Origin of the sequence: Candidatus Midichloria mitochondrii IricVA (genome assembly GCF_000219355.1) — a bacterium.
GTDB lineage: Bacteria > Pseudomonadota > Alphaproteobacteria > Rickettsiales > Midichloriaceae > Midichloria > Midichloria mitochondrii.
In genome coordinates this window covers 893,542-906,284 of the sequence record NC_015722.1, presented here as the reverse complement: position 1 = coordinate 906,284, position 12,743 = coordinate 893,542, and the positions used below count along the sequence as shown (strand labels likewise).

At 38.3% G+C, this 12,743-nt stretch carries 14 protein-coding genes and 2 pseudogenes; 9 read left to right on the top strand and 7 right to left on the bottom strand.

The genetic code is table 11. The annotated features are described in order from the left end of the window. Window positions 1–5 precede the first annotated feature (5 nt). From MIDI_RS06380 to dapE, 4 genes and pseudogenes are all read right to left on the bottom strand, one after another. Window positions 6–485: an ATP-binding protein gene (locus MIDI_RS06380; RefSeq protein ID WP_052567709.1), complete on the bottom strand. Its 480-nt coding sequence runs from the start codon at window positions 483–485 to the stop codon at window positions 6–8. Then, window positions 467–562 (bottom strand): ATP-binding protein, encoded by a 96-nt coding sequence (locus tag MIDI_RS10400; RefSeq protein WP_148234204.1) that lies wholly within the window; start codon window positions 560–562, stop codon window positions 467–469. The genes MIDI_RS06380 and MIDI_RS10400 overlap by 19 nt, the downstream gene beginning before the upstream one ends. Before the next feature lie 226 nt (window positions 563–788). Then, window positions 789–1,001: pseudogene (locus MIDI_RS06375) on the bottom strand (magnesium chelatase domain-containing protein); the annotation flags it as partial. A 224-nt stretch (window positions 1,002–1,225) separates the two neighbouring features. After that, entirely contained in the window at window positions 1,226–2,371 is a 1,146-nt protein-coding gene (gene dapE, locus MIDI_RS04705; protein ID WP_013951441.1) for a succinyl-diaminopimelate desuccinylase, read from the bottom strand. Window positions 2,372–2,496: 125 nt separating this feature from the next. Here dapE and gltX point away from each other — a divergent pair, with 125 nt between their 5' ends. The 3 genes from gltX to MIDI_RS04690 are packed head-to-tail and all read left to right on the top strand — an operon-like array spanning window position 2,497 to window position 4,425. Then, window positions 2,497–3,876, top strand: coding sequence for a glutamate--tRNA ligase (gene gltX, locus MIDI_RS04700; protein ID WP_013951440.1), 1,380 nt, complete (start codon window positions 2,497–2,499; stop codon window positions 3,874–3,876). Beyond that, window positions 3,861–4,244, top strand: coding sequence for a hypothetical protein (locus MIDI_RS04695; RefSeq protein WP_013951439.1), 384 nt, complete (start codon window positions 3,861–3,863; stop codon window positions 4,242–4,244). The genes gltX and MIDI_RS04695 overlap by 16 nt, the downstream gene beginning before the upstream one ends. Continuing rightward, the gene (locus MIDI_RS04690; RefSeq protein ID WP_041185513.1) at window positions 4,225–4,425 is read left to right on the top strand and encodes a hypothetical protein; all 201 of its coding nucleotides are present in this window, start codon (window positions 4,225–4,227) and stop codon (window positions 4,423–4,425) included. Before MIDI_RS04695 ends, MIDI_RS04690 begins: the two co-directional genes overlap by 20 nt. 100 nt (window positions 4,426–4,525) lie before the next feature. Here MIDI_RS04690 and MIDI_RS04685 read toward each other — a convergent pair whose 3' ends face one another. After that, the gene (locus tag MIDI_RS04685) at window positions 4,526–5,929 is read right to left on the bottom strand and encodes a phosphomannomutase/phosphoglucomutase (RefSeq protein WP_013951438.1); all 1,404 of its coding nucleotides are present in this window, start codon (window positions 5,927–5,929) and stop codon (window positions 4,526–4,528) included. 184 nt (window positions 5,930–6,113) lie between these two features. On the opposite strand from MIDI_RS04685, the gene MIDI_RS04680 reads away from it, so the two are divergent. The 6 genes and pseudogenes from MIDI_RS04680 to MIDI_RS10390 all read left to right on the top strand — a co-directional run bounded on the left by MIDI_RS04680 (window position 6,114) and on the right by MIDI_RS10390 (window position 11,164). Continuing rightward, on the top strand, window positions 6,114–8,345 hold the full coding sequence (locus tag MIDI_RS04680) for an NADP-dependent malic enzyme (RefSeq protein ID WP_013951437.1): 2,232 nt from the start codon (window positions 6,114–6,116) through the stop codon (window positions 8,343–8,345). 23 nt (window positions 8,346–8,368) lie between these two features. After that, entirely contained in the window at window positions 8,369–9,286 is a 918-nt protein-coding gene (locus tag MIDI_RS04675) for a TerC/Alx family metal homeostasis membrane protein (protein ID WP_013951436.1), read from the top strand. A 292-nt stretch (window positions 9,287–9,578) separates the two neighbouring features. Beyond that, window positions 9,579–9,716, top strand: a complete 138-nt coding sequence (locus MIDI_RS08705; RefSeq protein ID WP_160162274.1) for a hypothetical protein — start codon at window positions 9,579–9,581, stop codon at window positions 9,714–9,716. Window positions 9,717–10,385: 669 nt separating this feature from the next. Then, window positions 10,386–10,529 carry a hypothetical protein gene (locus tag MIDI_RS09430; RefSeq protein WP_013951433.1) on the top strand — a complete coding sequence of 48 codons (144 nt, stop codon included), beginning with the start codon at window positions 10,386–10,388 and terminating at the stop codon, window positions 10,527–10,529. Between the two features lie 127 nt (window positions 10,530–10,656). Continuing rightward, window positions 10,657–10,833: pseudogene (locus tag MIDI_RS10395) on the top strand (tryptophan-rich sensory protein); the annotation flags it as partial. After that, window positions 10,778–11,164, top strand: a complete 387-nt coding sequence (locus tag MIDI_RS10390; RefSeq protein WP_083809648.1) for a tryptophan-rich sensory protein — start codon at window positions 10,778–10,780, stop codon at window positions 11,162–11,164. The pseudogene MIDI_RS10395 and the gene MIDI_RS10390, both read left to right, overlap by 56 nt. Window positions 11,165–12,270: 1,106 nt before the next feature. On the opposite strand, the gene MIDI_RS09425 is transcribed toward MIDI_RS10390, so the two are convergent. Further along, window positions 12,271–12,540: a Fic family protein gene (locus MIDI_RS09425; protein ID WP_237697348.1), complete on the bottom strand. Its 270-nt coding sequence runs from the start codon at window positions 12,538–12,540 to the stop codon at window positions 12,271–12,273. After that, window positions 12,521–12,658 carry a Fic family protein gene (locus MIDI_RS09420; RefSeq protein ID WP_237697347.1) on the bottom strand — a complete coding sequence of 46 codons (138 nt, stop codon included), beginning with the start codon at window positions 12,656–12,658 and terminating at the stop codon, window positions 12,521–12,523. The genes MIDI_RS09425 and MIDI_RS09420 overlap by 20 nt, the downstream gene beginning before the upstream one ends. Window positions 12,659–12,743: the final 85 nt, after the last annotated feature.

The following is a 12,743-nucleotide window of genomic DNA, read 5'->3' as shown; positions in this document are numbered from 1 at the left end:
TAAGCTTAAGTTAGATTCACTTTTGGTACTTCAATTTGCAGATCAAACCTATCAAAAAGAGGGCCAGAAATTCTGTTTTGGTATTCTTCAGCACATCTGGGCATTTTAGTGCAAGAACTACTGACACTACCAAAAAATCCATATTTACAAGAATTCATGGCCGCAATTAATTGAAAATTAGCAGGATATGTTGCATGGTTATTGACTCTTGCAATAGTAATATTTTTAGATTCAATTGGCTGTCTCAATGATTCTAAAACATTTCTCGAAAATTCTGGTAATTCATCCATAAAAAGCACCCCGCGGTGCGCTAAAGTAACTTCTCCTGGCTTAGCATTTTCTCCACCACCCCGGACACCCATCGCTGCCATAGAAGCAGAACTATGTGGCTTTTCTAAAAAAAAAGGTCTTCTGTCTACTAATCCAGACTCTTCAGGGAGCTCGCCCGCTAAGCTAGATATAATAATTATTTCAAGCCCTTCCATATTAGAGTTAGGCTCGGCATAATACTGGTCAATCTCTTAGCAAGCATAGACTTGCCAGAACCACCTGGTGGCCCAATCCATTAACATGTGGTGTTCTTCCCCCTCCCCCCAACCAGCTGCTGCTATTTCCATAGCTCTTTTAGCAATAGCCCGTGTGTCCCCCCCTCTTTAATATCCCTACCCCATATCAATCTTATTGATATTTGATTCAGGCGCTACCTTAGGGGGTTTTAAATATTGCAATACTTGCCTTCCACTAAAATGGTTTATAATTTCAATCATATTATGCGCTACAAGTACTGTTTAATTTCCAGACCAGCTCGCTTCTCTCTCATTAGCCTGAGGACAAATTAAACCTAAGTTTTTAGCATTAGCTTTAATAGCTGCAGGTAAAACTCCTGGTACTCTTGCCATTCTGCCATCCAATGATAATTTTCCCACAACAATAAAATTATCAATTTCTTCTTGAGGTACACTATTCATTTCAATTAGTAGGCCAATTGCAATAGCCAAATCGAAGCGGCTGCCCTCTTTTAATAAATCCGCTGGAGATAAATTGACCGTAACTTTCTTTTCATAGGAATACTAAGTCCAATACTCGCAGAAGCTGCCCCAATCCGTTTTTTTGACTCATTAATTGCTTTATTAGGCATTAAATGCTGCCTATGCCGCTGCATACCTGGACTTGGACCTCGACTTCTATTGGCTCGACTCCAATAAAGGAAAGGGTTTTTTACGATTTATTTAAAAATTTCACATTTTTGTAGGATTTTCATGTAGATACCTGTAAGCAGCTCTAAGTCCTCTGAAGAAACATGCTCGTTGATCTGATGGGCGGTTTTGTTAAGTAAACCAATTTCAACTGTTGGACAATATCTAGTTAAAAACCGTGCATCAGAGGTACCACCTAAGGTATTGATTTGTGAGTCAATATTAGCAACTTCTTTAATTGCTTCCGCAACTATTGGCGCAAGTCTTTCGTAGTTGGTTACAAAAGCTTCACCGCTGCTGTGCCATTTTAAATGAAAGTTATTCGTGTACTTCTCACATATCTTCTCAACCCAGGCAGCAAGACTTTTTGAGGTGTGCATATTGCCAAACCTAATATTACATCTAGCCTTTGCAGCCGACGGTATAACGTTCTCTGCTTCATTTTCCACACTTAAATCAGTAAACTCTAAATTAGAAGGCTGGAAATGCAAATTTCCATTATCTAGGCTGATTGATTTAAGTTCCTTAATGATATTTGCAAGAATAGGAATAGGATTCTCAGCAAGTTGGTGATAAGCTACATGTCCTTGTTTACCTACCACTTCAATGCTAAGAGTAATACTACCTCGTGCCCCAATCTTAATTGTATCTCCAATAGATTTTGTGCTTGTAGGTTCACCTATAATACAGAGATCGATTTTTTCGTTTCTTGCTTCAAGCCAAGGCACCATTTTTTTGGTACCATTGATTGCTATTCCCTCCTCGTCAGCAGTCAGTAAAAGGCTGATACTATTCTCTTGATTAACAATATTCTTATCTACTCCCCTCCTTATTGTTTCAATAAAGGCTGCAAGCGCTCCCTTCATATCAACTGCTCCTCTACCGTAAATATGTCCATCTACTTCATCACCACTAAAAGGTGGAACATACCACTCTGCTTCCTTTCCAGGCGGCACCACGTCAACATGCCCTGCAAAACAAAAATTTTTGCCTTTTTTACCTAGCCTCGCATAAAGATTTTGAACAGGTTCTAATCCCTCTTCTTGAAATTCAATAAGATGGCACTCAAATCCGATATTTTGCAACAATTGATCCAAAAATTTTAAGCAACCATTATCTGTAGGAGCAACACTTTTAAAGCGAATAAGCTGTTGCAATAGACCTATTTGTCTCATAAGGCGTAAAATTGATTTTTTTGGATATTATATTTTAGTGCATAGTATTTCAATAATAAAAATGATTGCGAAATTTCGAAAAAGGTTTAGGCTGAAGGGCGAATTTGGGTTAAGATTTTTTATAAATGAAGGTAGTTACAAGGTTTGCACCGAGTCCTACAGGTTTCTTGCATGTAGGCAATGTTAGGACCGCCCTGATTAGCTGGCTTTTTGCTCGTTCTGCTGGCGGTAAATTTATCTTACGCGTAGATGACACAGATGCAGAGAGATCTGAAGCAAGATACGTTGATGCTATAAAAAGAGACTTAGAGTGGTTGGGACTTGAGTGGGATGAGTTGTTTTTTCAGTCAAAAAGGCTTGAAAAGTATGAAGAAGCTAAGGAAAAGCTTATTGGGAGCGGTCGATTATATCCTTGTTACGAAACCCAAGAGGAGCTTGCCCTTAAAAAGAAGAATTTACTTAGTCGAAATCTTCCGCCAATATATGATAGAGCCTCTTTAAGACTAACCGCCACCCAAAAAGAACAATATGAAAAACAGGGAGTAATGCCTCATTGGCGTTTCCTAATTAGTGACTCAGCTATATCATGGAATGACGGAATTAGAGGATTAATGAATTTTGCACCGAGCAATTTAAGTGATCCTGTTTTAATAAGAGCTGATGGCTCTATGACATATACTTTAGCTTCAGTTGTTGATGATATTGAATTCGGGATTACAAACATAATCAGAGGTGAAGATCACCTTTCAAATAGTGCGGTGCACATACAAATTTTCGAAGCATTAAATGCAAAATCTCCTGATTTAGCACACCTCTCACTGCTCACTTCTAAGGATCAAGAGATATCAAAGCGTTTGGGAGGATTTGACATCTATTCTTTACACCAAGCAGGAATCGAACCTATGGCTATCAATAGCTTTCTAGCAAAAATCGGCACTTCTGATGCAATTTATCCTTATCAAAATATGCAAGATTTAATAAAGAGCTTCACTTTGAGCAAGCTTGGAAAGTCTCCTTCTAATTATGAGCAGGCAGAATTAGAAAGGTTAAATGCCAAATTAATACATGCTATGCCATATGAAATTGCCAAGAACCGCTTTAAAAGTGAGAGTTTAGAAGATGTAGGGGCGGAATTTTGGGAGGTTGCAAAATATAATGTAAAAACTCTCCAGGAAATAAACTTATGGTGGCGGATCTGTAACACTGTTTCAGAGCCAACGGCCATAAATTACGAACTTACAAAACAAGCTGCAACAGTACTTCCAAAAGAGCCATGGGACATTAACACTTGGTCAACCTGGATTGAGGAAGTCAAAAAAATAACCAAAAAATCTGGTAAAGAATTATTTATGCCAATTAGAAAAGCTTTAACCGGGCTTGACTCTGGACCAGAGCTCAAAACGTTATTGATCCTTCTGGGATATGAAAAAACTTTTGCTAGGCTTAATGGTAGAAGCACTCAATCTTCAACTCAAAGCGCAGAGGCCTTATGTCAAGTAAAATAATCACAACAGCAGCAATAGCAGGTTTATGCGCAGGCGTAATAAAAGCTATTCTTACAGAAGGTCAGCGGGGTATTAATTCAGGGGCTGTGGGCCCTATGATGCTCGAGGCTAGCGGAGGATTTTTTACCGGAGCGCTAATTGGTTTTTGCGCAGAAAAATTGGGATTAAAAGATCAAGGCTGCCAATTACCAGCAGAAAAAATGTTTGGCCCAGTAAATCTTAGTATAGCTGCAGCAACAATAGGAACTGTTTTAGTAAGCGGTTCTTGGAATACTCTCATGGCCGGTCCCCCTCTGCTTGGATTTGCCTTAGCCCTTACTATCGCTTATTTTAAAGGTGTGTTTTGGTGTGGAAAAAAAATCCTATGATGTTTTACTCTCAATACCTCGACTTTTATTGCCTATACAAGAGGAAGATGATCCTACTAAAACTGATAACGATCTTTATGATCCTGAGGGCGCAAGCGCGCTGAAGCAAGATGTGATAAATGATGATTCAGGGGAATTTGAAGATATATATATAACTCTAGAACATATTTGGTTTATATAACCTCTAGAAGAATTGCCATAGACGACGGGAAACTTAAAAGATGGCTAGGAGCATGCAAAGTCTTCACGAGGCGCGTATTGAACTTTGGCGCGACGACTTTTCAAGTTATACCTGCTGCGTTGCTTCCTATACTTAATAACTGATCAAATACTTTATTAATTTCTGAAATTACATGCATATTATGTGCTTCACCGGCAAATAATATTGCATCTTCCGTATTTGAAGCTCTAACAAGCCACCAGCCGTCTTCTAGGTCGACTCTAATTCCATCTATTTCGCTAAATTGGTAATTTTTTTGCTGCAAAGAAGACCTGACTGCATTAATAAATTTTTCTTTCTGTAATGAATTGGCACTAATTTTGCGGTCAGAGATAGCAAATACACTTTCAGTTACCTGCAAACTCTTTTCTATAAGGCTACGATCATGACATGCGATCTCTAAAAATTTACAGGCGCCAAAAATCGCATCATCAAAGCCATAATAATTCTCTGCAAAAAATATATGACCACTCATTTCTGCGGCAAGCATTGCGTTCACTTCCTTCATCTTGGTCTTAATTAAGGCATGCCCAGTTTTATACTGTATTAAATTACAGTTTAATTTTTTGAGGGCATTCATTATTAAAGCACTCATTTTTACATCAGTGAGAATTGTTGCATGTGGATTCCTTTTTAGTAAGTCACAAGCAAAAATATATAATAAGTGAGAACCAAATAATATTTTTCCCTTACTATCCACAACCCCCAATCGATCTGCATCACCATCAAATGCTATACCAAAGTCATAACCCTCTTCTTTTACTCTTTTTATCAATTGTTGTAGATTTTCCGCCCTGCTCGGGTCTGGATGATGTGCTGGAAAACTCCCATCTATTTCTTCATTTATTATTAAATGCTCGCCAGGCAAATGCTTAATCAACTTTTTTAGGATATTGCAAGCTGCACCATTGCCTGGATCCCACACCGCCCTCAAATTATTATTAATAGAGATCAAGTTTCGCAATACGGTGAGATACGTTGACTCAACATCAGATTTTATAACCTCCGTCTGAGTTTGGCCGCCCTGAGAGTCAACAATTTCTAGATCAGCTAAATCCTTGAGATTCTGTCCAAAAAGAGTCTTTCCATTTAACATAATTTTAAAGCCGTTATGATTAGCTGGGTTATGAGAGCCAGTTATCATAACGGCTATATCGATATCAATAAAGTAATTAGCCGCAAAATATAAGACAGGTGTCGGAACTAACCCCAAGTCAATGATTTTTACGTCTTCTGTCATCATGCCTTTTAAAAGAGCGCTATAGAGAATTGGTGAACTGATTCTTCCATCATATCCAATACACACCTTTCCCTTTAACTTTAGATTATTTCTTGCTTGTAACAACTTTAGTGCTAGAAAAAAGGCATCTTCTTCTTTTAAATTTTCTCCAAATATTCCTCTAATATCGTATGCCCTAATAATTTCACTAGCAAATTTATAATGTTGGTGTATAGAGATGTTCATAAAAATAGTTTTTAGTATCTTATAATATAATTAAACTTTAATTCTCAATCAGTTTTTGATACTCAAAATATTTTGAAAAGCTGCTGCGATGCAGCATAAAAAAACTTATATAGTCAGTATTTGTCTGGATGTTTTTTATTGATAGAATTAAATTATTATCGTGATTTAAGTGAGGAAAAATTCAATGAGCGTGAGTAACAATCAAATTTATAAGGATTCTTTACATTTTCATTCCGCCGGTAAAAAGGGAAAGATTGGCCTTGATATGATTAAGCCTTTGGTAAATCAGCGGAGTTTAGCTCTCGCTTATTCTCCTGGCGTCGCTGCACCATGCCTAGAAATTCAACGAGACAAAAGTTTGGCATACGAATACACCTCGAAAGGAAATTTTGTTGCTGTTATTTCAAACGGGACAGCCGTTCTCGGTCTTGGCAACCTTGGTGCTCTTGCGTCTAAACCTGTTATGGAAGGCAAAGCTGTACTTTTCAAAAGATTTGCAGATATTGATTCAATTGACATAGAAGTTAACACTGAAGATCCCAAAGAATTTATTAATACCGTAAAAAATATTGGCTTGAGCTGGGGCGGGATTAATCTAGAAGACATCAAAGCACCAGAGTGCTTCATAATTGAAAGAGAATTAAAAGAATTGCTCGATATACCGGTTTTTCATGATGACCAACATGGTACTGCAATCGTTGCAGCGGCTGGGCTCATTAACGCAGCCTATATTACTGGGCGTAAGTTTGCAGATATGAAAGTAGTAGTAAATGGCGCAGGAGCTGCAGCAATTGCGTGTATAGGATTATTAAAGTCTATGGGCTTAAAAAATGCAATTCTTTGTGACACTAAAGGGGTTATTTACAAAGGCAGAACTGAAGGGATGAATGAATGGAAGACTGCTCATGCCGTAGATACAGATAAAAAAACATTAGCAGAAGCGGTAGCTGGAGCTGACGTATTTTTAGGCCTTTCGGTCAAAGGGGCCTTAAGCAAAGGGATGGTGAGCACTATGGCTAAAAAACCAATCATTTTTGCTATGGCAAATCCTGAACCAGAAATAACGCCAGAAGATGTTCACTCCATAAGAGATGATGCAATCGTTGCTACAGGACGCTCCGATTACAATAACCAGGTAAATAATGTTATGTGCTTTCCTTATATTTTTAGAGGAGCTCTCGATACCCAAGCCACCACAATTAATTTAGAAATGAAGATCGCAGCAGCCAATGCAATAGCTGCACTTGCAAGACAAGAAGTAACGGAAGAAGTTATGGCTGCTTATGCAGGTAAAGCCCATAAATTTGGTCCAGATTATATAATTCCCGTACCGTTCGATTCAAGACTAATACGAGAAGTTCCAGCGGCTGTTGCTAAAGCTGCCATGGATTCTGGAGTTGCAAAAAAATCTATTGAAGATTTTTTCGAATATAAAATGGGACTTGCAGCAAGGCTTAGTCCTGTGACCAGTATTACTAATAATTTCTTTTCCAGACTCAGAAATAACCGGAAAAAAGTAATTTTTGCTGGTGATAGCATAGCTATGGTTAAAGCCGCTCTTGAATGGTGTAAAAATGGGTATGGAGAAGCAATTATAGTTGGAGAAGAGAATAAAGTTTATCAAGTTATTTCCAAGGAAGAGAATAAAATTCAAGTCATAAACCCAGCAAAGGTTGCAGCAGAGCAATATATTGAATTTCTATACAAAAGAATGCAAAGAAAGGGGATGACAGAAGCTGATTGTAAAAAGTATACTACTAACGACTTAACCCTCTTTGGAGCATCAATGCTTGCAAATGGTGAAGCTGATGCAATGGTTGCAGGTCTCGACCATGGCTATCTTTCAACTTTAGAAAGCGTTACTAAAGTTGTTGATAGAGCTGACAATCAACCACTTTTTGCTCTCTCCATTCTTTCAAAACCAGATAAAGTACTGTTTGTGGCAGATACCGCGATAAATGAGCTGCTCACTGCTGAAACCCTAGCAGATATAGCTGTACAAGCCGCTGAAGAGGTTAGAAATTTAGGTTACGACCCGAGGATTGCTTTTATTTCTTTTTCAACTTTTGGCAACCCTCAGCGGAAAGAGTCACAAAAGATGAGAGAAGCTGTCGCAATATTAGATAAAAGGAGAGTTAATTTCGAATATGATGGAGAGCTGGCTGCAAATGTTGCCATTAATCAGTCCTTATTAAAGCTTTATCCTTTTTGCAGATTATCAAAGCCTGCTAACATCTTAATTATGCCAGCTTTGCATAGTGCTCATATCTCATCCAGACTCTTGCAGGAATTTGGAGGGGCTACTTTAATAGGCCCTATTCTATGTGGGTTAAGTAAAAGAGTGCAAATAGTACAAATGGGCTCTTCTGCAACAGATATATTGAATTCTGCAGCTATTTCTGCTGTACTGTCATAAGTTATGACTTTCAGTGGGCAGTGATGTTTCCTATAGAGATTTGGATAGTATTTTTTAGCCTTATAATTTTTGCTATTGCCTTTGACTTAGGGGTCTCTTCAAAATTCTCGACCCATACTATTTCAGTAAAGACAGCAGGTACCCTTACCGCTTGCTGGGTGGGCTTAGCTTTTTTATTTGCAGGTCTAATCTTTCTCTACGCTAGTCTAGAGAAAACAGCCTTATTTATAACTGGGTATTTAGTTGAGTTAGCACTCAGTATTGACAATATCTTTGTCTTTATTTTAGTATTCAATAATTTTAAAATCTCACAAGAAGCTCAGCATAAGGTCTTAATAATTGGTATATTAAGCACAATTATAATGAGATTTTTAATGATTAGCACGGGCGTTTATCTGATTCAAAAATTTCAATGGGTTTTTTATATCTTCGGTACCTTTTTGATTTATAGCGGCATCAGAATTATTAAGGGTAAAGAAGAAAGGAAAGAAGAGCAGAACAATGGCTTTATCTCCTTCTTTAAAAAGCTTTTGCCTATTAGTGAAGAAGAGCATGGAGATAAATTCACAGTTAAAATCAAAGGCAAAAGATATTTCACCTCTTTATTTGTAGTACTTTTGATTATAGAAAAAGTAGATTTAATATTTGCCCTAGATTCAATCCCAGCAATTCTTGCAATTACTGATGATATCTTTATTGTCCTAACCTCAAATGTATCTGCCACTCTAGGCTTAAGGTCGATGTACTTCTTTCTATATGATATATTAGAGAAGTTTATTTATATAAAGCATGCGTTATCAATAATACTATGTTTTATAGGCTGCAAAATGATAGCATCTGTCCAGGGCTACCATGTGCCTATCCTTCTATCATTATCTGTAATAATAATATCGATTTTAACCGCTATCTTATTTTCCATTTTAAAGCAGAAGAAGTCATAATCACTCATTCCACTATAAATTGCATACAGCACAACAATCAACCCTTGATTGTCAAATATTAACAACAACATGCCTCAATAAAACGGCAATGCCTGGTAATTATAGACGGCATAAGAGGGTGTGATATCTTCGTAGTAAAACGGGGGGGCAGAAATTACAATTAAGTGTAAATATATTGCGGCTCCAGCGAGCAGGTGAAGAATGGTGTGGTATATGGACGGCAGAGGTATAGATTGCAAGAATTGCAAAAAGAATTACCGAGAAGGTGATAAGCGGCAGAAATACACGATGAATGATAGACTTAAAACTTAACCTTGAAGACTGTGGGATTAGGACGATAGAGAGACTGACTGGGAAATCCATAACAGCCAAAAATCTTCATGGATCGAAAGACGGGGGGGGGACGCTATGTGCAAGAAAAGTTAGATAAGAGCTGGCAACCAGCACAAAAAGTCACTTAAGGATATCGAGGTCCTAGAGATTGACGAGCTGTGCACATATATAAAAAAGACCAAAGAATGTAGGGGAACACCTTTATATGGATTGCTGTTGATAGAGGAGCGGGTGAAATTATTGATTTTGAAGGGTAGGTGACGGGAGTAAGGCAACCTATCTGAACCTGGCATTTTAGGCTTGAAGAACGTTATAAAATTGAGCATGTACAGGTGATCACAGCGTTTATGAATACTATAAAATCTCCACGCACCATCACGAAACAAAGGCTGGGACATCATTGTGGTAGAATCAAAGAATTCTTTAAAGGCATTATCTAGCTCGTTTTAATCGAAGAACGAAGCGCTACAGCAAATTCCTGAGGATGCTTTGCACTATTCTTAACCTCTTCTTCCATAGGCATTTGCTGGATTTGAAACTTCTATCTATAAATATTAGGCAATGCCAGGACGTAGCTAGTCATGTTGTTTGACTTATCTATGCCCAAACCTCCCCCCCACGAACTTTTCCGTGCAACAAAAGCGCAAAACGTTAAGAGACTTTCCTGAAGAATTAATCAATTATCTTCTGGTTCATCATTTTAATCACGCAAAACTTGAAGCTGCTATACTGAGGATTGCAAAGCCCCGTACTTTCTGCTTAAACCATGGCTCAGCTGTTCGTAAAAGACGATAAATACGACAAGAAAGGATTGCTGTTTGAAAGCGGAAACTTTGAAAAAGCTGTGCCGCCGAAGGTGTATGGCGCGGGGTTCTGTATGGCCAGGAAAATGGCCAAAAAATCATCCTAAGCAGTCTTGCTATAATGCAAGGCGATATTTGTACCTCCATATGTAAATATGAACTGATGGAGGCAGGAAGGATTGTCCATGCAGAAATTGAAGAAGTGAAAGTGAGGATTTATCAGCTCTTACGCCTCCCAGTTATGTGTTTCCAGTTGCCTGGACTATTTTATATGGGACAACCGGTGCTTGTAGTTGGGTCATTTGGAGCACTTCATCGTCTTCCTACCTAAGACTTATCAAAAGCTCACATGTAAATCCAGTTAATTTTAAACTGGTGCTGGACACCCTTGTTTTTTCCACTATCACTTGACTGGTCTTTCGCCCCTAGTTTTAGTAGTAATGGATATTGCGCGGTTAGCACTATTATTTATGTAGCCTATCTGAAGGCTAGATCTGTATCGCTATTTATGATGCCCTATTTATTATGGATTCTATTTGCAAGCTACTTAAACTTTTACATATGGCAACATAATTTATGTTACGAGTTTATGAACGTCTCGAAAAAATCTATTTTTTTATGGTACTTGCCACATATTGGAGAATATGTGCAAATAATCATCGCAATATCAGACAGAAGGACGAAAAGCCACCCTATAGATATAGCCTCAGCTTTATCAACAGCCATTATCATGTCCTTTTGAGATATATTGCTCCTAAATTCATCAGAGTTTCTGAAGTCCTGGATATCAATAGCAAGCATTGAATCATAATTTTGTGGGTTTTGTTTTACATGGTCGAGTTTGTGTTTATTGCTCTAGTCGAGAATAACCATCATTTTGCACACTTCCTCCACCAACTGCTGAGACAAATAAGGTGCAAAACAAAATAATATGATATAGAAAACGATAATTTTCTTTTTATGAATAAATGTCTAGACACGAAAAGCGCAAAAAATGCAGATAATGTTAGAAAAAACAATTGATGCATTGATAAAAGATTATTGAATGTCATCTAAACCTCCTTTGCACATTGTTTTAAAAAATTCAGTCATTGCCCCTAAAAGTAGCTTGTGTCGCAACTCTATCTTCTAACGCCCAAATCCATGCAAGCACCGCCTGAACAAAACACCAGTCTACACTTCTGCTCTTTGGAACGTTTAAGGTGCCAGAAAATGTGGCATACGATTTTGAATAATCTCTGCCGCATTTTATACGCTTAGAAGTGCTGGTATAGGATCTTGAATAAAAGGGCGGCTACTTAATAGGCCGCCCCCTCACCAATCACAGCCCAATCCTCACCATTTTGCAAGATGTTATCGTGATGTGCAAATCACCTCGTAGCAAAACATCTGGTCCAGAATTTTGTAAAAGCTGGTCACTGAGCTTTCTTGCTTTTTGCAAATAGCCTGATGGAAGGTCCCATTCTTTATCCAAAGCCTAGAGACAATCTTTGACATAGGGGAAATTGTGGGTCTGCAGCCAACACTTTAACTGCACCAAATCCCGCAATGCATTTTAGAGCAGAGGCTTCTCGCTTTAACGCTTCACCATCAAGATCGAGCTTTACATAAATGCTGATGATATTAGATTGAAATTTGCTCACAGACCCTCCATAACAAGAATGTCGTAGGCGTGCGCTAGTTTATATTTTCTAGCTTTATTAGAGTAATCGACTATTTCTAGGGAGCCGCTTTCGACCCATTTTTTTACAAAGCGCAGCGTTCGTTCTGGGTTGAAAGCCAGATAAATCAACTATTTGCTTGGCTGTAACTACATCCATATTCCTTGGATAACTCCAAGGCTTTGCGTTATTTTGGATCTAACGTACGCATCAGTTCAGAATGATCTTTTTCACCCTTTTCATTACTTGCAATCATCTGGGATACAACTTTCTCAAAAGCAAAAGCCACACCTTCGGTAAAATACTCCACCCAGGTTGTAATATCACCTTCAGCTCTTCCGAAGTAATAATTATGAGATGGTCCAATACTGATAGCACGATAATAGCCAAGTAAATTTTTGGCACAACATTCCTCAAGAGAATACAGTCCTTTTAAATCATATCCGCGAAGGTGCAAAAATCAACGTCGTCAGCAACCTACTTGTGCGGCCATTACCATCGTAGTAATAAGGGTGGATCGTTGCGAACTGGTAATGGGCAATACCGGCAGTGATGGGGGCGTGGCAGTCCTTCATTTTCTTTGATCCACGATACCCAATGTTCCTGTGCTACTTGCCCTTTTGATAACATTTTGCCCATCACGGTGCGGGGGGGGCGGTT

Bases quoted from the DNA above. Each gene is read 5' to 3' on its own strand.
- MIDI_RS06380 (WP_052567709.1), bottom strand. From the start codon at position 485: ATGGAAGGGCTTGAAATAATTATTATATCTAGCTTAGCGGGCGAGCTC.
- dapE (WP_013951441.1), bottom strand. From the start codon at position 2,371: ATGAGACAAATAGGTCTATTGCAACAGCTTATTCGCTTTAAAAGTGTT.
- gltX (WP_013951440.1), top strand. From the start codon at position 2,497: ATGAAGGTAGTTACAAGGTTTGCACCGAGTCCTACAGGTTTCTTGCAT.
- MIDI_RS04695 (WP_013951439.1), top strand. From the start codon at position 3,861: ATGTCAAGTAAAATAATCACAACAGCAGCAATAGCAGGTTTATGCGCA.
- MIDI_RS04685 (WP_013951438.1), bottom strand. From the start codon at position 5,929: ATGAACATCTCTATACACCAACATTATAAATTTGCTAGTGAAATTATT.
- MIDI_RS04680 (WP_013951437.1), top strand. From the start codon at position 6,114: ATGAGCGTGAGTAACAATCAAATTTATAAGGATTCTTTACATTTTCAT.
- MIDI_RS04675 (WP_013951436.1), top strand. From the start codon at position 8,369: ATGTTTCCTATAGAGATTTGGATAGTATTTTTTAGCCTTATAATTTTT.
- MIDI_RS08705 (WP_160162274.1), top strand. From the start codon at position 9,579: ATGATAGACTTAAAACTTAACCTTGAAGACTGTGGGATTAGGACGATA.
- MIDI_RS09430 (WP_013951433.1), top strand. From the start codon at position 10,386: ATGGCTCAGCTGTTCGTAAAAGACGATAAATACGACAAGAAAGGATTG.
- MIDI_RS09420 (WP_237697347.1), bottom strand. From the start codon at position 12,658: ATGAAGGACTGCCACGCCCCCATCACTGCCGGTATTGCCCATTACCAG.